Origin of the sequence: Hyphomonas oceanitis SCH89 (assembly GCF_000685295.1) — a bacterium.
Classification (GTDB): domain Bacteria; phylum Pseudomonadota; class Alphaproteobacteria; order Caulobacterales; family Hyphomonadaceae; genus Hyphomonas; species Hyphomonas oceanitis.
Genome location: NZ_ARYL01000002.1, coordinates 211,575 through 232,459 on the forward strand (window position 1 = coordinate 211,575; position 20,885 = coordinate 232,459).

At 59.7% G+C, this 20,885-nt stretch carries 15 protein-coding genes and 1 pseudogene; 4 read left to right on the forward strand and 12 right to left on the reverse strand.

Going from position 1 to position 20,885, the window contains the following annotated elements; translation table 11 throughout:
• Nucleotides 1-14: 14 nt before the first annotated feature.
• The gene (locus tag HOC_RS02515; protein ID WP_035535644.1) at nucleotides 15-689 is read left to right on the forward strand and encodes an SOS response-associated peptidase; all 675 of its coding nucleotides are present in this window, start codon (nucleotides 15-17) and stop codon (nucleotides 687-689) included.
• A gap of 59 nt (nucleotides 690-748) precedes the next feature.
• Here the strand turns inward: HOC_RS02515 and HOC_RS02520 are convergent, their stop codons facing one another.
• The 3 genes from HOC_RS02520 to HOC_RS02530 form a co-directional block, all read right to left on the reverse strand.
• On the reverse strand, nucleotides 749-3,004 hold the full coding sequence (locus HOC_RS02520; protein WP_084146096.1) for a TonB-dependent receptor: 2,256 nt from the start codon (nucleotides 3,002-3,004) through the stop codon (nucleotides 749-751).
• A gap of 217 nt (nucleotides 3,005-3,221) precedes the next feature.
• Complete coding sequence (locus tag HOC_RS02525) at nucleotides 3,222-4,724, reverse strand: hypothetical protein (protein ID WP_035535648.1); 1,503 nt, start codon at nucleotides 4,722-4,724, stop codon at nucleotides 3,222-3,224.
• Nucleotides 4,725-4,872: 148 nt separating this feature from the next.
• Nucleotides 4,873-6,078 carry a TlpA family protein disulfide reductase gene (locus HOC_RS02530; RefSeq protein WP_035535650.1) on the reverse strand — a complete coding sequence of 402 codons (1,206 nt, stop codon included), beginning with the start codon at nucleotides 6,076-6,078 and terminating at the stop codon, nucleotides 4,873-4,875.
• 351 nt (nucleotides 6,079-6,429) lie between these two features.
• On the opposite strand from HOC_RS02530, the pseudogene HOC_RS22900 reads away from it, so the two are divergent.
• Nucleotides 6,430-8,846, forward strand: a pseudogene (locus HOC_RS22900) (TonB-dependent receptor).
• A gap of 60 nt (nucleotides 8,847-8,906) precedes the next feature.
• Here the strand turns inward: HOC_RS22900 and HOC_RS02540 are convergent.
• The 8 genes from HOC_RS02540 to HOC_RS02575 all read right to left on the reverse strand — a co-directional run bounded on the left by HOC_RS02540 (nucleotide 8,907) and on the right by HOC_RS02575 (nucleotide 18,438).
• Nucleotides 8,907-10,085 (reverse strand): OprO/OprP family phosphate-selective porin, encoded by a 1,179-nt coding sequence (locus HOC_RS02540; protein WP_051624450.1) that lies wholly within the window; start codon nucleotides 10,083-10,085, stop codon nucleotides 8,907-8,909.
• Nucleotides 10,086-10,279: 194 nt separating this feature from the next.
• The gene (locus HOC_RS02545) at nucleotides 10,280-11,488 is read right to left on the reverse strand and encodes an acetyl-CoA C-acyltransferase (RefSeq protein ID WP_035535652.1); all 1,209 of its coding nucleotides are present in this window, start codon (nucleotides 11,486-11,488) and stop codon (nucleotides 10,280-10,282) included.
• A gap of 114 nt (nucleotides 11,489-11,602) precedes the next feature.
• Complete coding sequence (locus HOC_RS02550; RefSeq protein ID WP_035535654.1) at nucleotides 11,603-13,195, reverse strand: phosphoenolpyruvate carboxykinase; 1,593 nt, start codon at nucleotides 13,193-13,195, stop codon at nucleotides 11,603-11,605.
• Between the two features lie 197 nt (nucleotides 13,196-13,392).
• The gene (locus tag HOC_RS02555) at nucleotides 13,393-14,985 is read right to left on the reverse strand and encodes a ShlB/FhaC/HecB family hemolysin secretion/activation protein (protein WP_035535656.1); all 1,593 of its coding nucleotides are present in this window, start codon (nucleotides 14,983-14,985) and stop codon (nucleotides 13,393-13,395) included.
• Between the two features lie 88 nt (nucleotides 14,986-15,073).
• Complete coding sequence (locus HOC_RS02560) at nucleotides 15,074-16,258, reverse strand: hypothetical protein (protein ID WP_035535658.1); 1,185 nt, start codon at nucleotides 16,256-16,258, stop codon at nucleotides 15,074-15,076.
• Nucleotides 16,259-16,473: 215 nt separating this feature from the next.
• The gene (locus tag HOC_RS02565) at nucleotides 16,474-17,091 is read right to left on the reverse strand and encodes a YdcF family protein (RefSeq protein ID WP_035535660.1); all 618 of its coding nucleotides are present in this window, start codon (nucleotides 17,089-17,091) and stop codon (nucleotides 16,474-16,476) included.
• Nucleotides 17,092-17,140: 49 nt separating this feature from the next.
• Nucleotides 17,141-17,536 carry an NUDIX domain-containing protein gene (locus tag HOC_RS02570; RefSeq protein WP_035535661.1) on the reverse strand — a complete coding sequence of 132 codons (396 nt, stop codon included), beginning with the start codon at nucleotides 17,534-17,536 and terminating at the stop codon, nucleotides 17,141-17,143.
• The gene (locus tag HOC_RS02575; protein WP_035535663.1) at nucleotides 17,536-18,438 is read right to left on the reverse strand and encodes a haloalkane dehalogenase; all 903 of its coding nucleotides are present in this window, start codon (nucleotides 18,436-18,438) and stop codon (nucleotides 17,536-17,538) included. Before HOC_RS02575 ends, HOC_RS02570 begins: the two co-directional genes overlap by 1 nt.
• Nucleotides 18,439-18,514: 76 nt before the next feature.
• On the opposite strand from HOC_RS02575, the gene HOC_RS02580 reads away from it, so the two are divergent.
• On the forward strand, nucleotides 18,515-18,910 hold the full coding sequence (locus HOC_RS02580; protein WP_035535665.1) for a VOC family protein: 396 nt from the start codon (nucleotides 18,515-18,517) through the stop codon (nucleotides 18,908-18,910).
• A gap of 70 nt (nucleotides 18,911-18,980) precedes the next feature.
• On the opposite strand, the gene HOC_RS02585 is transcribed toward HOC_RS02580, so the two are convergent.
• Nucleotides 18,981-19,277 (reverse strand): DUF8200 family protein, encoded by a 297-nt coding sequence (locus HOC_RS02585; protein ID WP_051624451.1) that lies wholly within the window; start codon nucleotides 19,275-19,277, stop codon nucleotides 18,981-18,983.
• Between the two features lie 247 nt (nucleotides 19,278-19,524).
• On the opposite strand from HOC_RS02585, the gene HOC_RS02590 reads away from it, so the two are divergent.
• Nucleotides 19,525-20,865: an acyl-CoA dehydrogenase family protein gene (locus tag HOC_RS02590; protein ID WP_035535667.1), complete on the forward strand. Its 1,341-nt coding sequence runs from the start codon at nucleotides 19,525-19,527 to the stop codon at nucleotides 20,863-20,865.
• The last annotated feature ends 20 nt before the right edge of the window (nucleotides 20,866-20,885 follow it).

The following is a 20,885-nucleotide window of genomic DNA, read 5'->3' on the forward strand; positions in this document are numbered from 1 at the left end:
GGGGAGAGGCAAGCATGTGCGGACGCTATTTCAGGCATGACGTGACCTGGGCCGAATATCATGCGGCACTGAGCATTATCCCCTACGAGGATGTTGAGCCGCCTGAGGCGACTTACAATGCTGCGCCGACAACGATCCAGCCGATCGTGCGCCGGGCCGAACATGGGATGCACCGCGAGCTGGCGCCAGCGCGCTGGGGGCTGGTGCCGTCCTGGTGGACCAAGCCGCTGTCGGAGATGAAGTTTACGACGTTCAATGCGCAGGCGGAAACAGCGGCGGAAAAGCCGGTGTTTCGCGGCGCGTACCGGCATCATCGCTGCCTCGTGCCTGTGTCCGGTTTCTACGAGTGGACGGGCGCCAAGGGCGCGAAGACGCCGTTCGCGATCAGCCTGCGCAACAGGCGCTGGTTCTGCGTGGCAGGGCTTTGGGACTCGGCGCTGATTGACGGGTCCGAGATCCACAGCTTCACGATCCTGACGACGAAGCCGAATGACCTGATGGCCGGGCTGCATACGCGCATGCCGGTGATTGTGGCGCCGGAGGATTATTCGCTCTGGCTCGACCCTGACGCGGGTGATCCGTCACATCTATTTGAATCCTTTCCGGCGGAAGACATGCAGGCCTGGCCGGTCGGGCCGGAGGTGGGCAATGTGCGAAACAATCATCCGGACCTGATCGCCGAGGCCTGAACGAAAAAGCCGGGCGCACATGAGTGGCCCGGCTTTTCCTGTTCGGCTTATGCTGACGCCTAGAAGTCCCAGCGGAGCTGGACGCCATAGGTGCGCGGCTCGTTGACGAAGCCGGTCAGGTTGTTGAAGTCGATGGCGCCTTCCAGCGCTTCCTCGTCCGTGATGTTACGCACGAAGGCGGAGACGTCATAGCCGGCATCGGCCTTGTAGCCGAGTTTCAGGCCACCTTCCCAATAGCCGTCCTGGCCGAACTCTGCGCTCTCATAGAGGAAGAAGTTCGTGTCGCCCTTGTAGGCCCAGTCGGTGTAGCCATAGAGCTCGCCGGTCGCGAGCGGAATGGCGTAACGGGCCGTCGCGTTGGCGATCCATTCCGGCGCATTCGGGAAGGAATTGCCGGAGATATTGTAGCCGAGCAGCGTCACGCCATCTGCGGCATAGACGGCCGGGTCGAGCATGGTGCATCCGCCACCACAGCCGGGCGCAAGGAGGACATCATCCTTGAACTCGGTTTTGTTGTAGGAAAGCCCCGCCGTGAGGAAGAGGTTGTCGATTGGTGCGGCTTCAACGTCGGCTTCGAAACCGTAACCCTCGCTCTTGTCGGCATTGAAGAGGGCGACCGTATTGTTCAAGCCACCGACGATTGTCAGCTGCTGGTCGTTGAACTCGTAGAAGAAGACATCGGCATTGAGGCGGACGCGATTATCGAACAGTTCCGACTTTATGCCGGTCTCGTAGGAGAGAACGGTTTCGGTGTCGGCGCTGGAGACATCATTTGCGAAGACGAGGCGGCCTTGCGTGGAGGGGCCACGGAAGCCCTTGGCGACGCGCGCGTAGACGTTCAGGTCGTCCGTTGCCTGATAGGTGGCCGAGATGTCCCAGCTGACCTGATCGTCAGAGACCGAGCCAGCTACGGGACCGAACGTGCCGGAGCCGAAAGGGCCAAGCGTGCGTTCGACGACGAAGTCCTTGGATTCATCGGTCCAGCGCGCACCGCCGGAGAGGGCGAATCTGTCGGTGACGTCATAAGCGAGCGAGGCAAAGATGCCGGTGCTGTCGGTCTGGTTCTGGCGGGTCGCGATGCCGTTGACCGGGCGTCCGGGCGAAAGCGTGTCGAAGCTTTTCGAGGTGATCGCCACCTTTTCGTCAAAGACGAAGACGCCGGCCTGTGCGCGGAGCGGGCCACCATCGTCAAAAGCGAAGCGAAGCTCGTTGGTTGTCTGGTGCAGGGCATCAACGGCGCCGGAGCTTTCCGAGGCGAACGGGATGAAACCCGGGCCGAAATTGCCTGCGCCGAGGAAGGCTGCGCCGAAGCCGCCGTCAATGTCGCCGCGGCTTTCGATGGTCGCCTGTTCATTGCCGAAGACATAGGTGACCTTGATCGCGTCGGTGAGGCCTTTTTCAAGCTTCAGCGTGACGCCATGGCTGTCCTGCGTCAGGAAGTTGTCGCCGTCGAAATAGACCGTATCGCGGTCGAAGTTCGAACCAACGCCGTTGGAGCCGACATCAATGATATTCGCGCGGAAGAGGCGGGCGTCACCATCATTGGAGCGGCCATGGACGTTGAGAAGAGCGGAGAAATCGGTGCCGCTTGGCGTGAACAGGATCTGGGCGCGACCGGCGAGTTCCTTGAAACCTTCGTAGCGGTCTTTTTCGCCGGTATAGGCGTTGTCCACGTAGGGATCGCGTTCCTGGTAGAGGCCGGAGAGGCGCACGGCCAGCTCATCCGTGAAGACGGGGAGGTTCACGGCGCCTTCAAGGTCGCGCGTATTGTAATTGCCGTAGGAGACGCGGCCATAACCTTCGAATTCATTGGTCGGCTTGGCGGAGTCGAACTTGATGATGCCGCCGGGTGTGTTGCGGCCAAAGAGCGTGCCCTGAGGGCCGCGCAGGACTTCGATACTGTCGAGGTCGAAGACGGGGAAGCCTTTCAGGATGGGGCTTTCATAGGGGACATCGTCATAGACGAGGGAGACAGGCTGGGAGGCGTTCAGATCAAAGTCTGTGTTGCCGATGCCGCGGATATAGAAACGCGGGAAGGCGCGGCCGAACGAGCTTTCGGCGATGACGCTGGGCACGCGGGCCGAGAGGAAGCGGACGTCGGCGCCGGAGGACTTGAGGACATCGAGCTTTTCGTCGGCGATCGTGGTGATCGAGATCGGCACGTCCTGGATATTCTCTTCGACTTTCTGGGCCGTCACGGTGACGGAGGGAAGGCGGGCTTCAGCGTCAGTTTCCTGTGCGATGGCGGGCAGGGTTATCGCGATCAAGAGGCTCGAGCCGAGAAGGAGCGAGCGGAGGGCAGGTCTGTATGTCATGGAAGGCATCCTGAGTGGCATGGAAGACAGCCCGTCTTGGCGCGGGATTTTATGCCTTTGGATGTCTCACGGTTTGTCCGTTCCGAGAATGATATGTGTCGCGGTTTTGATGGTTTTGTGTCCATCGGTCACCGCGTGTTGCTGCGCCGCAACATGAAGGCGGCTCTGCTACAACGAGAGGTAAGTTTTTCTCGGGTGCCGGGCGACGCGGCGGCGTTCAGTTCCAGGGATTGAAGCGCGTCGGCGGCTTGGGCGGAGGAGGTGCTTCTTCCGGCTCCGGCTCAGATGTGCCTGGCTCGACCGTTTTGGCGGGCACTTCGAAGGCGGCTTCTTCAGGACGGGAAGGCTCGGCTGGTTCCGGCGGTGTCTCGGCCTGATCGCTGAATGTGAAGGGCGCGGACTCGGCTTCCGTGACCGGGTCGGTATAGGCGGGTGTGTCTGGCCCCGCGTTGAATTCCGACAGGTCTATATCATCGGGCAGGTCAACCGTGCCGTCGATGACCATGCGCGGGCTGTCCATGGCCGGCGAGCCGGACGCGGTGGAGGACTCCTGTTGCGGGTTCCCTGTGCGGCCGGCAGAGCCGAGGCCAAAGCCGGAGGACATGCCTGACAAGCTGAAGCGCTGGGGTTCCGGCTGTGCGGCGGGCACTTCAGCGGTCAACGGCGCGTCATCGGGCAGGTCGATTTCAGGGGCGGCTGGCGAAACATCAGCGGCATATTCGACCTCGGGCGCGAGGGGCTCGTCTGCCTGTGGGGCAGGCTCTGGCGCGGGGGCGGGTTCTTCTGCCGATGGCTCGGGCGACATGTATTGCGAGAGGCCGCCTGTGCCCGATCCGAAATAGCCGCGACCGAAAGGAGAGGCCATGGTGGCTGTTGGCACGACGGATGGTTCAGGCTCGGTCTCGGGCTCAGGCTCAGGTTCCGGTTCGGACAGGACTGGTTCGGGTGCTGTCTCTATCTCGGGATTATTGTCATCTTCCGGCCAGAGGGGCGTTTCGGGCTCGACGGGCGCGGAGGCTGGTTCCGGCGCTGTGGCGAAGGCTGGCGCGTATTCGAACGCCTCCGCAGCGTCCGGTGTGGCCTCTTCGGGCGTATCCCCGGCGGCTTCGATGTCGCTTTCCGGGTCGACTGTGGCGACGGTTTCGGGGGCGGAGGGGATTTCCGGTGTCGGCTCAGGCTCAATCTCAGGTGCGGACTCAGCTTCTGGCTCGGGTGTCCGGACGCCGCCATTGACTTCATCGGCCATGCTGGCGACGGCGCGGGCCATGTCGTTCTGGCCTTCGAGTTCCGGATAGGCTTCCGGGAACGCATCTGTATCGTCGCCCGGATCTTCCACCAGTTCAGCAGGATCAAGCGCAGGCTCGGGGACTCCCTCAGGCTCGGCGTCGATGCTTTCCAGGCCTTTGAGGACCGTGTTGATGGCCTTTTCGGCGCCGCGCGCGTGCCGGTGTGCCTCGCGATACAGCTCCGCTACGAAGCTGGCATAGGGGCGGCCGTCTGCATCCAGCTCGTCGACAAATTCTTCCGGCATGCAGGACTCGATTTCCTTGCCGAGCGCGTCCGTGAGCAATACGGCATGCGGCTCTGGCGTGAGGACAACGCGGTAGCCCTCGGTGTCATGGGTGATCGTGCCGTCTTCGCCCTCGGACCAGGCAACGCGCTGCTTGCGCGTCATTTCGCTCAGCTTGTCGATCAGCCGTTTTGTCGAAGGATGCAGCATTGTGCGTAGCCTTTCCCGATCTGTCCTGGATCAAGTCTACCCAATAGCGGCTGATAGGCGAACATTCAAACTGTGCTTCCCCGGTTCCGCATGAAATGTGGTTTATTCGGGCAGTTTGGGACGCGGGAGTCGGGAAGACAGGCAGGCCTTACTGGTCATCGGCAGGGGCTGGGGGCAGGTATTTCATTTCCAGAAGCACCGCTTCTTCCTGGTAATCAGGCGCCGCATCGCTGAGTTTGCCGTCGAAATCACCGCCGGCACCGAAAGCGCGGATGAAGCGAGGGTTTTCGGCGCTGTCAGGGCAGACGAACAGGGCGTCCACGGCGTCGGTTTCGAATTTACAGAGGCTGCGCGCCTCGGGGCTTAGCGCCTTCAGCTTCATCTGGCCCACCTTGCCGCCGTCCGGTCCGGCGACGTCGGTATTGCGGGTCACGACGGAGCCGACATTGCCGAGCGTCCAGTCAGGCTCGACCACATAGACGAGATGACCTGCCTGGCGATCTGCCGGGAGAGTCTGGATCAGGAAGACCGGGTAGGCTTGTTCGCCGACGTATGCGCGGTCCGTGAGGATCTCATGACCAGGGAAGGCGGCTTTCATGGCGTCGAGGGTGAAAGGCGTGGGGCCTTTCAGGCCCATCGTGCCGTCGGGGCCGATGCCAGCGGGCAGGGGCGCGCCGCCAAACTCGGCCTTGCGCACTTCCGATTTCACGCGGGCGACATCCTTCAGGAAGTCTTTCACCGGCTCGCCGCCAGCCACGGACAGGTCCGTGCGGAAGGCGCGAATGACGCCGTCCGGCGAGATCAGCAGGTAGCTGGGCGTCCAGCTGATTTTCAGCTTTTCGCGGATGCTCATGTCCGTGTCGAGCACGGTGGGATAGCTGTAGCCTTTCTCAGTGAAATAGGCCTCGACCGAGCCGTACTTGCCGTAAAGTTCCTCAGGGGTGGTGCGGCTGGCGTTCGCCGGGACATGGATGGACAGGAAATAGAGGTCCGGATCCTGCTCGATTGCGGTCGCGAGCGCGGCCACATAGGGCGCATCGCGCATGCAGTCGCCGCACCAGATGCCCCAGATATCAATCACCATCCAACGGTTGAGAACGGCAGAATCGAACGCCTGGCCGTCGGCCATCGTGGCCGTGAATTCAGGGAATTTCTCGCCGAGCAGGGCATAGCCATAGGGGCGGTTGTCGGCATCGCGCAGGACGCCATCGCCCTTGGTGTCGGTTGCCGTGGCGGGCGGGGGGACGTTTGCCGTGATGAAACTGGTCGCGGCCTCTTCCGGTGCGGCGGCCTTGTCAGGTGAGCAGGCGGCGAGCACCAGCACTGCAGCAGCGAGGATGATCTGTCGAAACATGGATGGAGCCCTCCGGGCGGGGACAGGTGGGTTCTGCACAGCCAAAGACATGATGGAATTGTGCGCCCTGTTGTGATGGCTGTTACGGTATTGGGCCGTGATCTAGTGTCCGACGGTAACATCAACAACTGATTGAGATGATGAGTTTTCGTAAACTCTGACGGCGGCGGAGTTACCCTGAGGAAGCGTCATACGTGCCGTGGGTGCGGATTAATCGGTCGAGCGCACAAGTGCATCAAAAGCGATCAATTGCTTTAAAGTGATGTCCTCTCACCCTTTTAAGGTTCATTGGATCGACCAGCAGACCAATCCTGATGACATCCAACGACGGATGAAAGCGGGAGAGTATCTATGAGATTAGTCAGTTTGCGACAGAGACGGCGCGTTTCGCTGGCGGCCTGTGTGCTATTGGGCGCTGCCAGCCTGGTCACATCGGCGAATGCACAGGAGGCCGGGGGCGAAAGCGAAGCGCGCCAAGAGACTGTTGTGGTGCAGGGGCATCGCGTTTCGACCGCTGATACGGCCATTGGCCAAGACGAAGCCACCAATACCGTCGCGGTCACGCGGGATGAACTGCTTTCCGCGCCGGGCGGCATTTCAGGCCTGAAAATGCTCGAATCCCTGCCGGGGTTTAATGTGCAGACTGACGGTGCCCTCGGCCTTTATGAATTCGGCAACTCGGTGACGGTTCGCGCTTTTAACCTGCAGCAGATCGGCTTTGTTCTGGATGGCGTCCCGATGGGCCGTTCGGATGCGTTCGGCGGCAGCCCGATCTTCCGTTATGTGGACAATGAAAACCTCGGCTCGGTCGTTGCATCGCCGGGTGCAGGCGATGTGTCCCTGCCGAGCTATGCCTCGCTTGGCCCGATCGTTTCCTACAATACGGTGGATACGTCAGACACGCCCGGTGGCATGCTGTCCTACACGATGGGCGACGACAATCTTGAACGCAGTTTCATCAAGCTTGAGACCGGCAATATCAATGGCCTGTCCGCCTATATCAGCCGTTCAAAGACGGACAGCGACCTGTGGCGCGGCCCCGGCACGATCGACCGCGAGCATATCGAGGGCAAGATCAAGTATGAGTTTGATGCCGATACGTTCATCAAGTTCGGTTATGTGCATAACGACTTCAATGATTATGACTCGCCGTCGGCCCCAGAATCTACGTTCGAGAACGATTATTATTATGGGTATGCGGCGGCTATTCCGGAAACCGGGTGTATCGCAGCAACACCCGGTGTTTATGACTTCAATGGCGATGGCTCAATCACTGATGCCGACTTCACGCCGATATTCACGGGTGGAACGTGCACGAACTATTATGAAGACCGCATCAACGTCCGCGATGACTCGCTCTACTCGCTGAACTTCCAGACTGACATAACGCCAAACCTGATGCTGAAGGCGACAGCTTACCAGGAAGACAAGGACGGCTATGGCGTATCGCCAGAGGCACTAGTAGTGCGCTGGCACGCTTCCTTGGCCAGAGTGCTGTTGGGCTTGATGTCGTCTATCCGCGCGGCGTCCAGTACGGGCTGTCCGGCGTTGGCGGAACGCGCAAGGGCTTTGTCGGTGGCATTGAATGGCAGGCTGCGAACCACAAGGTTGAGGCCGGTTTCTGGGTTGAGGATGAAGACTACACTCGTGCACAGGCCCGCCTGAACAAGACCAATGGTTCCGCTGATGGCGACGTTATCTATGACGAGACCGTCTACTACCGCCGCAACTATACATCTGTACGAGACACTCTGCAGCTTTACCTGAAAGATACCGTCAGTCTTATGGACGATCGGCTGAATCTCGAGATTGGCGTCAAGAGTCTCAGCGTTGACTATTCGCTTGATGGCTACCGGGACTATGATGACTATTATCGCATTGAGGAAGGTACGGGTGCATTCCTGCCCGGCTATGGGCCACAGAGTGTCGGCGAGACTTATGAGAACAACTTCCTCCCTATGGTGGGTGGCGTTTATGACCTGAACGGGACCGATCAGGTCTTTGCCTCCTACTCGCAAAACTATGCCCTGCCACGCGGTGCGGACGATATCTTCTCCATTGCTGCGACGGATCCGACAACCGATCCGCTACCGGCACCGGAAGGTGAGGAATCTGAAAACTATGAGTTAGGCTTCCGGACAAACCGTCCACAATTCTATGGTTCGGCTGCGCTGTTCTACACGTCTTTTGACAACCGCCTGGTGGCAGGAAGCGTTATCAATCCGGCAACGGCACAACCTGAGGCTTACTACATCAGTGCAGGCAAGACAGATGCCTATGGCTTTGAACTTTCGGGTGTTTACAAGCCGGACGTCTTTGGCGGAAAGCTCTACTTCGACGGAAACCTGACTTACAACAAGACCGAGGTTAAAGACGATACGAATGTAGACGGCGAGGGTGCGCTCGATCCTACGGTCGACTATTTGTCCGGAAATGGCCTCCCCGATAGTCCCGAGTGGCTGGCAACAGGGGGTATCACCTATGAGCCCACCGAGTGGTTGGTGGCTAATGTCTCCGGAAAGTATACGGGCAAGCGCTATGCGCAGTTCAACGACCGTTATGACATGGAAGCGTTCACCCTTTTGAGTGCGTATCTTGACCTTGGCGGGCCGAATGACTTTGGTATTCCGGAAAATGTCAGCTTGCGGTTCAACGTGGACAACCTGCTCGATGAAGAAGTGCCGACCGCGTTTGTTTTTGCCGGTTCTGCTTTCTTCCGCCCACTCAACCCGCGGACTTTCCAGGCGACCCTGACGGTTCGCTTCTAGGCTAGCGGAAAACGCAATATAAAGAAGGCTCCGGCTGCAAAGCCGGGGCCTTTGATTTGCCTAGAAGTCGGCTTGGAGACGGAGGGTCGCGCCGGTGACCATGTCGTCAGTCACGCCAGCGCGGACGGCATCTGCGAAGGCGGGATCGAGGCCAGAGGTGGACGTGCCGAGATTGGCGTCGGACTGGAAGATGCTGAGGCCAACGCGGGTCTTGGAGGTCGGATACCATGAGAGGCCGATAAGGGCCGTGCTCATCGCGCCGCCATCAACGCCGGCATCTGTCAGGTCCAGCGTGTCATAGGCCGCTGATATGGAAAGGGCACCGAGGCCGCGTTCGGTGACAGGATGGTTCACTTTCGGGCGGTCGAACTTGCCCTCCTTGTAGGTGCGCTCGCCGCCGAAGAAATAGCCTGTTTCGAAGCCGCTGCCGGTGAAGTTGCCGGTGCCGCCAGCGGCGAGGTCTGACCGGACATCGGCATATTCCAGGCTGGCCCAGAATGGCCCGCGCAGCACAGCGCCCTCCAGCCCGACCAGCGTGTCGCTTTCGGCAACGGAGCCAGTCGATATCATCCGGCCGGGCAGGTGGGCGAACGGGCGCTGGCGGTAGCGCAGCCTTGATTGCCTGTCGCCAATCTCGCGATAGCGCACCGAGGCGCCAAGGTGGACGAGCATGGCGTCTGTGTGAACGGGCGTGTAGGTGCCGCGCGCCGCAAGAGCGAGGCCTTCCTCGGACGGCGTGTCATTGAGATCGCCGCCAAAAGCACCGGCCATGAAGGTCCAGTCCTTGCCTTTCGTGTGAGCAGCGATGCCGACGCGGCGATCGAACTCGAAAGCATCGGTAAATTCGGCGCGCTCCGCAAAGGTCGTGAAGCGGCCGGATGTCTGTTCTTCCAGCGAGTTCGGTGTCTTGAACTGGCCAACGCGGATTTTCCAGGACGTGCCTTTTGGGGCGAAGTCGGCATAGGCATCGGTTGCGATGATTTCGCCGCCTTCGTCGGTTTCAAGTTCGACCTTGAAACTGATGATGTCTGTCTTGCCCGAAACGGCGAGGCGGGCGCTCCGCAATTCGGTGCCGTCTATTTCAAAGTCAGCCGTGTCGGCATCAGCCTTTGTATAGTCGTAGAGGATGCGGCCGGAGAGTTTGAGGTCCCATGGCGCTTCAGCCGAGGCGGGCAGCGCCGCACATAAAGCTGTCAGACCGAGCGCCGAGGCGCCGCAACACATGTTGAACTTGCCCATTTTACGCCCTTGTCTGGATGCTGAGCGTGGGCTTTAGGTTGGTTTCGTGACGGTTGCATCTCACTTGTGTGACGGATTTGTAAAATAGTCACATTAGATACATTAATTTGTATCCACGCGGTCGGGCAAAAAAATGCCCCGGTCCGTGAGGACCAGGGCATTCCATTGCCGCATTAGCGGCTGAAGAAGAGAGCTTAGCTGTAGATCTCGAAGAGACCAGCTGCGCCCATGCCGCCACCGATACACATGGAGACAACGCCCCACTTGGCGCCGCGGCGCTTGCCTTCGAGGAGGATGGAGCCGGTGCAGCGTGCGCCGGTCATGCCGAATGGGTGGCCGATCGAGATCGAGCCGCCGTTGACGTTGTATTTCTCGGGATCAATGCCGAGGCGGTCGCGGCTGTAGAGGCACTGCGAGGCGAAGGCTTCGTTCAGTTCCCAGAGATCGATATCATCGACCGTCAGGCCATGACGCTCAAGCAGGCGCGGGATGGCGAAGACAGGGCCGATGCCCATTTCGTCGGGATCGCAACCGGCAACATTGAAGCCGGCGAAACGGCCGAGTGGCTCGATACCGCGCTTGGCGGCTTCCTTGGCTTCCATGACGACGACAGCTGCAGCGCCATCGGACAGCTGTGATGCGTTACCGGCGGTGACGTACTTGCCTTCCTTGACGACCATGCCGCCGGAGAAGACAGGCTTCAGGCCAGCGAGCGTTTCATAGGTCGTGCCGGGGCGGTTGCACTCGTCCTTGTCGCAGACGACGTCCTGGTAGGACTCTTCGCCTGTTTCCTTGTTGAAGAGTTTCATCCGCGTTTTCAGCGGTGCGATCTCTTCGGCCATGTAGCCTTTTTTCTGGAATTCAGCGGTACGGCGCTGGCTTTCAGCGGAGTACATGTCCTGGGATTCGCGGCTGACACTGTAGCGGTCTGCAACGATCTCGGCGGTTTCGATCATGGACATCCAGATGGCTGGCCATTTTTTCATCAGCTCTTCTTCGGTGTAGCGGAAGAGGTTCATGTGGCCCGAGCGGGACACCAGCGAGAGGCTTTCCACGCCGCCGCCGACCGTGACGGATGCGCCTTCATTGATGATCGTGTGCGAGGCGTTGGCGATGGCCTGAAGGCCCGACGAGCAGAAACGGTTGATCGTGGCGCCGGACGTCGTGGATGGGCAGCCTGCCCAGAGCGCCGCGTTGCGGGCAACGTTGTGGCCGGTTGCGCCTTCGGGCTGGGCGGAGCCGAGGAACACGTCCTCAACGGCGGCGGCCTCGACGCCAGCGCGCTCAAGGGCGTGCTTGATGGCATGGCCGGCCATGGTGATGCCGTGGGTGTCATTGAGCGAGCCACGGCCGGTCTTGGCCATGCCCGTGCGGGCTGTCGAAACGATTACGGCTTCACGCATATGCTATTCCTCCGGGGATTTTTGCAGTGGTATTGTGACGTTGCGGCGCACAGTAACGGGCTGACGCCGCTGGCGCCAGCCTTCCCTTAACGTCAGCGTCAGGAAATCGCAGTGTCAGGCAGGCGTTTTCGCCTTGGGAGCGCTGGCCCGGACAGTTTCATCCACATAGGGTTCGAACTTGGCAAAGTTTGCCACGAACATGTCGGCCAGCTTGGCGGCCTGCTTGTCATAGGCGGCCGTATCGGCCCAGGTCGAACGCGGATTGAGGATTTTCGTATCCACACCCGGCACAGCCTCAGGCACCATGAAGCCGAACGTGTCGTCTTTGCGGAACTTCACATTGTTCAGCGAACCATCGAGCGCCGCATTGAGCAGGGCGCGCGTTGCCTTGATCGGCATACGGTTGCCCTGGCCATAGGGGCCGCCTGTCCAGCCGGTGGAAACCAGCCAGCAGTCGACGTCATACTTGCCGATCAGATCGCGCAGCAGGTTGCCATATTCGGACGGGTGACGCGGCATGAAGGGGCCACCGAAGCAGGTGGAGAACGTGGCGGTTGGTTCGGTCACGCCTTTCTCTGTGCCGGCAACCTTGGCGGTGTAACCGGAGAGAAAGTGATACATGGCCTGGGCCGGTGTCAGCTTGGCGATCGGCGGCATTACGCCAAAAGCATCAGCCGTCAGCATGATGAGGTTTTTCGGCTGGCCGCAACGGCCTGATTCCGACGCGTTCGGAATGGCTGAAATCGGGTAGGCGCCGCGCGAGTTTTCAGCCAGCGTGGCATCGTCAAGATCAAGCTCGCGTGTGTCGGGATCCATCACGACGTTTTCGAGGACAGTGCCCCACTGCTTTGTCGTTGCGAAGATTTCGGGCTCGGCTTCAGCCGACAGCTTGATCATCTTGGCGTAGCAGCCGCCTTCGAAGTTGAAGAGACCGTTCTCGGACCAGCCATGCTCGTCGTCGCCAATCAGGATGCGCGAGGCATCTGCCGAGAGCGTCGTCTTGCCGGTGCCGGAAAGGCCGAAGAAGATGGCCGCATCATCCTTGTCGGATGTGTTGACCGAGCAGTGCATCGGCATGACGCCTTGCGTTGGCAGGTAATAGTTGAGGGCCGTGAAGACCGACTTCTTGGTTTCGCCCGCATAGGATGTGCCGCCAATGAGAACCATGCGCCTGGCAAAGTTCACGGCGATCACCGTTTCGGACCGGGTGCCGTGGCGCGCCGGATCGGCGCGGAAGGTCGGGCAGTTGATGATCGTGAATTCGGACTTGAAGTTCGCATACTCTGCATCAGTCGGCACACGGAGCAGGTGGCGGATAAAGAGCGAATGCCAAGCGAGTTCGTTGATAACCGTGACGGGCAGGCGATGGTCAAGATCGGCGCCGCCGAACAGTTCCTGGGCGAAGATGTCCTGACCCGCGAGGTGGGTTTTGAAATCTTCGAGGAGCACATCGAAATGCTCTGGCGTCATGGAGGCGTTATTGTCCCACCACACGGTCTTTTCGGTCGTGGCGTCGCGAACCGTGAACTTGTCCTTGGCCGAGCGACCGGTGTGCTGGCCTGTTTCAACGACGAGGGCACCACCCGTGGCGACGCGCGCCTCAGCATTGGCGAGTGATGTTTCGTACAGTCGCGCCTCTTTCCAGTTCTTGCGGAGAGATTTCGGGCGTACGCCCAGCTCGGCGAGAATTGCTACTTGATCGCTCATTGTTTCCTCGGACTTTGACTTCGGCTCTGTGGCAAAATTGATTGGGCCGGTTTTAGCCCGTACCAAAAATCTGCAACATTCATGCCTGCCCGCAGGAGGTTTTGAAACACTTATAGCGCTAACATAACTGCAACTCGTTCATTCTGCCCTAAAACGAGAGGCGAATTTGATCCCCTGGCCGGTTAACGTGTCTCATTTCAGGGCTGATATTTGAACGCCCAACTGACCGTTACAACCGAGTCGTCCTTGAAGCCGGTGACAGGAACATCCCAGGGCTCGGCATATTCCAGACCGAGGGTCGCGAAGTCCTTATATCCGAGTCGGGCCCCGATTCCTGCGGATCCGAGATTGAAGTCACGGGCTATGGATGGAGTGAGACTGAGGCGGCCTTCGGCATAATCAGCGAAAAGGTAGAGTTCGCTCTTGGCGAAATTGCCTGAGGAGATCGGGCGCCAAGCGGGCTCGATAGCGGCCTTATAGCCCTTGTCAAAACTAATGAGCCCGTTGTCGAAGCCGCGCCCGTAGTCCGTGCCGCCATACATGAGCCGCTCGTTGGCTGGCAGTATGTCCTCCGTCCATTGCCCGGAGGTGCGCAGGCGGAGGAAGAGGTTCTTGGATAGTTTCTGAACGACGCCTGCCGTGGCGTTGATCTTGTTGAAGCCGGTCTCGGCGCCCACGACCGCGGATTCGGCATTGTCCGGATCCAGGCCACGAGAATAGGTCAGGCTGCCATTGATCGAGCGATTTTTCTGAATGAGTCCGGCGCGAACACCAAGGCGTGCGGCGGCGACCCGCTCATTGGCGAAGACCGAGCCAAGCGCGCTGTTGCGGCTCTCGGTATGATCTATAACGGCGGAGAGCGCGATTTCACGGTGGAAATCCAGGAGAACCGGATAGCTCAGACCGGCCGAGAAGAAGGTCGCGGTGCCATCGATCGGAACGGATGAGGGATTGGTGGCCTGGTAGACGGCGGCAACATCAAGCTTGAGCCCATCGGCCCCTATCGGCGTGCCGTATTGCAGGCTGGCGGTCTGCGACTGTTCCCCATCCGGTGTCGCGGCGAGCCGGCCACGCAGGACGTCGCCTTCGCGCAAGAGGCTGTATCCGAATGCGCTGGCGCTGAGGCGTCCGGAATCGACGATGCGCGACTCCCTGCTGTCATAACCAACGGCGAAACCGTTTTTCTTTTCCTCGACATCCAGGAGAAGATTGATGGCGCCTGGCTCCGTCGCCATCTTCAGGCGCGGTGTGACCTTGGTGCCTTCGGCCCGGCGCGCAAGGGAAACGCCCCGTTCGTATGTTGCGCGTGTTGCCGGTGTCTCTTCGAGAATGGGCTCGAGATAGCCGCGCAGGCGCGGCGCCACGATCTGTTCGCCAGAGCGGACGGCGACGATGTCGGCAACCCGACCTTCCGCGATAAAGACATCGACAATGCCGTCGGACAGATCCTGTTGGGGAATGGCGATCGTGAACAGCGCCACGTCGGATTTCGAATAGGCGGCCGTCATGGCGGCGGCCAGTTGCTTGAGTGTTTCAGTGTTGGCGGGCTGGCCGAGAAAGGCCTCGGTTGCCTTCGCGACGACGCCGGGCACCTCGGCGCCCTTGAACTGGATGCCCGTTATCGGCGTCGTTCCATCCGGTGCGGCAGAAACGCTTGTTACAGCGTGTGCAACATCAGGCGCGACGCTTGGAATGGTCGGGCCGTCCGTTTCGCGACCCGGGTCGAGCCGGTCGTCGAGTGCCGACGCCGGATCTTCCGCGTGAACCTGACCTGAAGAAGAAAGAAGCATCGCACCAAGTAGCCATGGTTTTACTGCTCGGATACGATGCTTCATCATTGCCTCTTCTATCTAGGGGAGTGTTGGTGGGGCGGGCTGTTTATTGCAGCCCAAGGCCGCCGAATAGACCGGTGACTGCCGATGTGACGGGTGTGTCCGTCGAGGTGTCTGTCGGCAGGGTTTCGCCAATGGTATCATCCAAGGCTGCGGTTACCGGGCCAAGATCGACAGTGGCAACATCGCCGACGGTGAGCCCGGTATCGGTTGATGTCGCCAGGTCGACGTTCAGCAGCGTGTCATTGCTGGCCACACCGACTTCAGCCAGCGTTCCGCTGTTCTGCTCTTCGGAAAGAACACTCAAGCCCAGAGGGGATGAGGCAGTAGAGCCTGAGGTGTCGTTCAGGTCATTCAGACCGTTAAGGCCGTCCGTGACCGGCCCGAGATCGACACTGGCAACGTCGCCGATGGCGAGCCCGGTATCGGTTGATGTCGCCAGGTCGACGTTCAGCAGCGTGTCATTGCTGGCGACACCGATTTCACCCAGTGTTCCGCTGGTCTGCTCTGGAGAAAGAACGCTCAGGCCGAGCGCCGAGGTTTCCGACGTATCGCCCGCAGCGGTTGCCTGACCGACACTGGCGGTAAGGATCGGAGCGACGGATGACGTCAAGCCATCAACCAGCGGTTCACCCGTGGAGCCGAATGCAGTCAGGGTATCGCCTACATTGCCTATCGTTTGCGTAACGGGGGCAACTGCGGGGGACAGCGTGCCGGTCTGGTCGGCATCGTTCATCGCCATATTCGTTCCCTCTTCAAGGGAAGCGAAAACCGACCCCATTCCGTTGGATGTGTCGGAACCAACTGGCATTGTCGTCGATGGGTCGCCGAGATTGGCAAAGAGGCCGGTGCCAGCCAGACCGTCCGGTCCGACGAGGCCGCCCGTTGCGATCATTCCGGCATCGCCGAAGGCGAACTGCTGGCCCGGCTCGCCGGGTTCACCTGCGGGACCGGCCGGGCCTGCGGGACCTGCCATGGTGCCTTCGCCTGTGCCGCCCGTGGTACCGCCGCCAGAGCCACCAGTTGTGCCACCGTTGTTGCCGTTGGTTCCATTCGTGCCACCGGTGTTACCGGTAACTGGTTCCTGCGTTTCAGTTGGCATTGGTTTTGGGGATACTGCTTGCGGAGTGGTGGTGCCAACGCTGGCAAAGCGTTTTGATCCGGACGAGTTACACGCCGACAATGCGATGATGGCACCAAGCGCGACCGTGGTCTTCCAATTGTTGATCATGAGTGAACCTCCTAGTGTTGAACGCCCGCAACCCGTGGAGGAACTTTGCGTCCTCCTTGTTGAGTTGTGGAAATCTAACTTTAGGAGAGTTGTCTTTCAGAAGTTTATTTTCGGTATAAAATATTGCACTTAATATATTAATCTTCGGGTTGTCATAAAATTCTCCCGAAAATGCGCTTTTCCAAAGAAGATCTCTGCCAATGCAATATATATGTTTAGGGGTTAATGTCCTCGCCACGCAGGCGATCGAGAATGCTGTCGCGCCATGATTGTGGCAGGATGTACAGCATCCAGGCCGCCGCTTCATAATGTGCGCGTTTCCAGATGTCCATCGGATTAAGGCTCGATCTTGCACACGCTGAACGTGCAACTGGGCCGCCTTGCGCGACGGAGTGGTAGATTGTTTTTGCGCGCATAAGGTGCATGCAATTGGAGACAAATACAAGTTGCCGTGCCCCTGTGAGCCCAGGCTGGTCAGCCAGATTCTGCAATCCTGATATCGTATCACGGGAGGTAACATCCGCGGAAATGCGTGCACCATAGCCTGATTTACGGATCGCACGGAGGGCCATTTCCTGACTGCCGACGATGCCTTCCTGCGGTCGGTGGCCACCGACCATGACCAGTCGGTCGACCTTGCCGGCTTCCAGAAGGGCAATGCCCTTGTCGATGCGGGCGGCGGCTTCGCGGGGCGAACCCGAATAGAAGACCACGCCGGCGCCGTCTGAAATCTGGCTGGTCTGGTCGACGAAACGCGTCAGTCCGAAAAACAGCAAGGTGGCAAGCAAATCTGCCAACAGGAGACGGATCAGCAGGATTCGCAATTTTCTCATGCCCGAATCTTAGCAGGTTTCAGGCCGCGCGCGAGGCTTCAGGTGCGCATCAAAGTGTGTTCACGAGCGCCTTTGTAGGTGTTGTAATCGAGGCAGGCAGGGCGTCGAGATTGTACCAGCCAAAACCGCCATGTTTGGCAGGCTCCATCAGGCGTGGCTCGCCCGAAACGAGCCGCGCGAAGAATATCGGCGATACCCAGTGGCGCCCGTCGCCCGCGTCAATGATTTCGGAAATGCATGCGAGTTTTCCGACCTCAATTTCGATTCCAAGCTCTTCAGCGATCTCCCGGCGAGCCGTTTCGCGCGCGGGCTCGCCAAAATCGATTTTGCCGCCGGGTAGTCCCCAGGCGCCAGCTTCCGGCTCGGTCAGCCGCTGGATCAGGAGGAGACGTCCGCTCTCGTCAAATATGGCTGCGCCGCAACCGACTTCCGGTCTGGCCTCCATCAGAATTCACCGAAATGCTTCAGCGCTGCCAGTGCGATCGGCTCGCCCCATTCCTGAACGAAGTGGCCGCCATCGGCGACGATCATGGGGGCAGGGCAGCCACGAATCGTCTTGCGCAGCTGTTCCATGGGGCCCGTGCCGAGCACAGGGTCTTGTGCGCCAACCGCCATGAAACTGTCGCCGGACCATTTGTTGGCCCACCATTTGGCCGCGCGCTTTGAAATGTCGACGCCGCCCATGCCGGGCGCCGTCATCACAAGTTCGGGGAAACGACGCACGCCAGCCTTGTAAGTGCCATCCGGAAAGGGAGCGTCATAAGCGGCCGCCTCGGCATCGGACAAAATGGGCGTTCCGCGCTTCATCAGGGCGGCGACATCCACGTCGGGTTGGATCCGCATATAGGCTTTCCAATTGTCGAAGCCCTCGCTGGGCGACTGGCCAATGGCGATCGTTGTGTTCATAACGATGAGGCGCTCAAAGCGTTGCGGCATGTCCATGGGCAGCGTGAGGCCGAGGAGGCCGCCCCAGTCCTGGCAGACAAGTGTTACATTCTCCAGGTTGAGACGCTCTATCAGCGCAAGCATCATCTCGCGGTGAAACGTGAATGTGTAGATATTGTCGTCGACAGGTTTGTCTGAGCGGCCGAAGCCGAGCCAGTCCGGTGCGATGACGCGCGCGCCACTGTCGAGGAAGACAGGGATCATCTTGCGATAGAGATAGGCCCAGGACGGTTCGCCATGCAGGCAGAGATAGGTGCGCACAGCCTCCTGCGGGCCTTCGTCAATGTAATGGACGCGCAGGCCCTCATAACCAGGCAGGTCGTCGATATAGTGAGGCGCAAAATCATAGCCCGGCAGATTATCGAACCGGTCGTCGGGCGTGCGTTTTGCTTCAATCGACATTGATGGCATCCTCAAGGGCTGGCGATTAGCTGACAATGGGGCAGGGTGCGCCGGATGCCAACAGGAGGGTGAGGACATGGCGAAAGTGATTGGCCTGGGAGGGCTGTTCTTTCTTTGCAGGGACGCGGAGGCGACGCGGGCCTGGTATGCAAGGGTGCTGGGCATCAAGATCGAGGAGTTTGGTGGCAGCATGTTCAGCCATGCCGCGTCGGCCAGCATGTTTCCGCGCGGTGCGCAGACCGTGTGGTCGCCTTTCAAGGGCGACAGCGACTATTTCAAGCCATCAGACAGCGACTTCATGATGAACCTGATGGTCGACGACATGCCGGGCATGATTGCTCGCCTTGAGGCGGAGGGCGTGGAAATGGAGGGCGAGCCACTGAACGAGCCCTATGGCCACTTTGCTTGGATCATGGATCCTGACGGTCGCAAGGTGGAGCTGTGGCAGCCGGTCGAGCCGCCGGCTGAGTGACGCGCATAAAAAGCGGCCGCCGCGGTTATCCCGTGGCGGCCCGAGGGGAGATTGTCGAAAGTATGAGAGCTTAGCTTTTGGCCGAAGCTTTGCAGGCTTCGATTTCGTCAGCTGTCAGTTCGGAATTTTCGTTGCGCAGGGCCGTAACGACGCCAACTTCTTTGGCGATCTTCTTGCAGATGCGAACAGAGGCTTTCTTGCGGTCGAGGTCGCCGACGCAGGTCGTGCCTTCGCATGTCCAGACAACGCTCTCGGCGATGACATGCTTTTCAGCGACAGGCTTTGCCGTTTCGAAAACGAAGTTTGCGGCGAAAGCGGGAGCGGTAAGCGCCATAGCGGCGGCGCCGAGAATTGCAGAACGGAGCATGGGAGGGTGCCTTTGTTCGGGGTTATGATGTGTGCGTGCAACGCGGTGGACAAAGGGAGTCTTCCCCTTCGGCGCAATGACTATCAAACGCTGAATAATTCGTCAAGCATTCAGCGGGCAGAATTTTTGCGGTATCCCGGGGAAGTTAATTGGTGAACAGGTTGCCCCTACGACATAAATTGCTCCTGCCCCCGCGTGGGTTAGAGTGACCTAAAGAATAAGGCCGTGCGCCAGGGAGAGAGATGTAATGGACTTCAGTATTCCGCAGGATATCGCCGACTATCTGGTCGTTCTCGATCAGTTTATCGAAGACAAGATCAAGCCGCTGGAGCAGAAGGACGACAATATCCGTTTCTTCGACCATCGCCGCGAATGGGCCCGCACGGATTTCGAGAATCAAGGACTGCCCCGCAAGGAATGGGAAGCGCTACTCGGCGAGGCGAGACGCCTTGCTGATGAGGCGGGACACCTGCGCTACGGCCTACCCAAGGAATATGGTGGCCAGAACGGGTCGAACCTCGCAATGGCGATCATCCGTGAACATCTCGCCCGTAAGGGACTTGGCCTGCACAATGACCTGCAGAACGAGCACTCCATTGTCGGCAACATGCCGCAGATCCTGATGCTGCGCGACTTTGCCCGCGAAGACCAGAAACACCTCGCGACGGCGGCGCTTGAGGGCAAGTTCCGCGCGACCTTCGGTCTGACCGAACCACACCACGGTTCCGATGCGACGCATATGGAAACCCGGGCCGTAGGCCATAAGAAAGACGGCAAGGATGGCTGGCTGATCAATGGCGAGAAAATGTGGATCACCGGCATGCACCATGCCAGCCACATGATGTGCTTTGCCCGCACCAGCGGCGAGGATGGCGATGCGCGCGGCATTACCTGCCTGCTCGTGCCGGCAGATGATCCGGGCATCGAGATCCTTGAGTACATGTGGACATTCAACATGCCCACTGATCACCCCCGCCTGACCATCAAGGATGTGTGGGTGCCCGAGAGCGCGGTATTTGGCCCGCCGGAAGGTGGACTGGCGCTGGCCCAGCATTTCGTGCACGAGAACCGTATCCGTCAGGCCGCAAGCTCGGTCGGAGCAGCGATGTTCTGCATTGATGCATCCATCGACTATGCCAATACGCGCGCGCCGTTCGGCAAGAAACTGTCGACCAATCAGGCCATCCAGTTCCCGATTGTCGAACTGATGTCGGAAGCCGAGATGCTGCGTCTGCTGATCTTCAAGACGGCGTGGGAAATGGACCAGATGTCCAAGCCGGAGGTCGCGATCAAGCTGTCGGACAAGGTGTCGATGTGCAACTACCGGGCAAACCGGCTCTGCTGCAACGCGGCCGACCGCGCAATGCAGATCCATGGCGGCATGGGCTATTCGCGCCACACGCCGTTCGAGCACATCTATCGCCACCACCGCCGCTACCGCATCACCGAGGGCTCTGAAGAGATTCAGATGCGCAAGGTCGCCGGCCACATCTTCGGCTTCATGGGCGCGCAGAAGCATGGCCAGCCGAAGGGCGAAAAAGACGCCAAGGGCAAGAGCACCGAACCGACGGATTTTGCCGTCAGGTAACACCGTAGTATGATCCCGCG

Bases quoted from the DNA above. Each gene is read 5' to 3' on its own strand.
- HOC_RS02575 (WP_035535663.1), bottom strand. From the start codon at position 18,438: ATGTCGATTGAAGCAAAACGCACGCCCGACGACCGGTTCGATAATCTG.
- HOC_RS02580 (WP_035535665.1), top strand. From the start codon at position 18,515: ATGGCGAAAGTGATTGGCCTGGGAGGGCTGTTCTTTCTTTGCAGGGAC.
- HOC_RS02585 (WP_051624451.1), bottom strand. From the start codon at position 19,277: ATGCTCCGTTCTGCAATTCTCGGCGCCGCCGCTATGGCGCTTACCGCT.
- HOC_RS02565 (WP_035535660.1), bottom strand. From the start codon at position 17,091: ATGAGAAAATTGCGAATCCTGCTGATCCGTCTCCTGTTGGCAGATTTG.
- HOC_RS02560 (WP_035535658.1), bottom strand. From the start codon at position 16,258: ATGATCAACAATTGGAAGACCACGGTCGCGCTTGGTGCCATCATCGCA.
- HOC_RS02525 (WP_035535648.1), bottom strand. From the start codon at position 4,724: ATGCTGCATCCTTCGACAAAACGGCTGATCGACAAGCTGAGCGAAATG.
- HOC_RS02555 (WP_035535656.1), bottom strand. From the start codon at position 14,985: ATGCTTCTTTCTTCTTCAGGTCAGGTTCACGCGGAAGATCCGGCGTCG.
- HOC_RS02540 (WP_051624450.1), bottom strand. From the start codon at position 10,085: ATGGGCAAGTTCAACATGTGTTGCGGCGCCTCGGCGCTCGGTCTGACA.
- HOC_RS02530 (WP_035535650.1), bottom strand. From the start codon at position 6,078: ATGTTTCGACAGATCATCCTCGCTGCTGCAGTGCTGGTGCTCGCCGCC.
- HOC_RS02545 (WP_035535652.1), bottom strand. From the start codon at position 11,488: ATGCGTGAAGCCGTAATCGTTTCGACAGCCCGCACGGGCATGGCCAAG.
- HOC_RS02550 (WP_035535654.1), bottom strand. From the start codon at position 13,195: ATGAGCGATCAAGTAGCAATTCTCGCCGAGCTGGGCGTACGCCCGAAA.
- HOC_RS02515 (WP_035535644.1), top strand. From the start codon at position 15: ATGTGCGGACGCTATTTCAGGCATGACGTGACCTGGGCCGAATATCAT.
- HOC_RS02570 (WP_035535661.1), bottom strand. From the start codon at position 17,536: ATGGAGGCCAGACCGGAAGTCGGTTGCGGCGCAGCCATATTTGACGAG.
- HOC_RS02520 (WP_084146096.1), bottom strand. From the start codon at position 3,004: ATGACATACAGACCTGCCCTCCGCTCGCTCCTTCTCGGCTCGAGCCTC.
- HOC_RS02590 (WP_035535667.1), top strand. From the start codon at position 19,525: ATGGACTTCAGTATTCCGCAGGATATCGCCGACTATCTGGTCGTTCTC.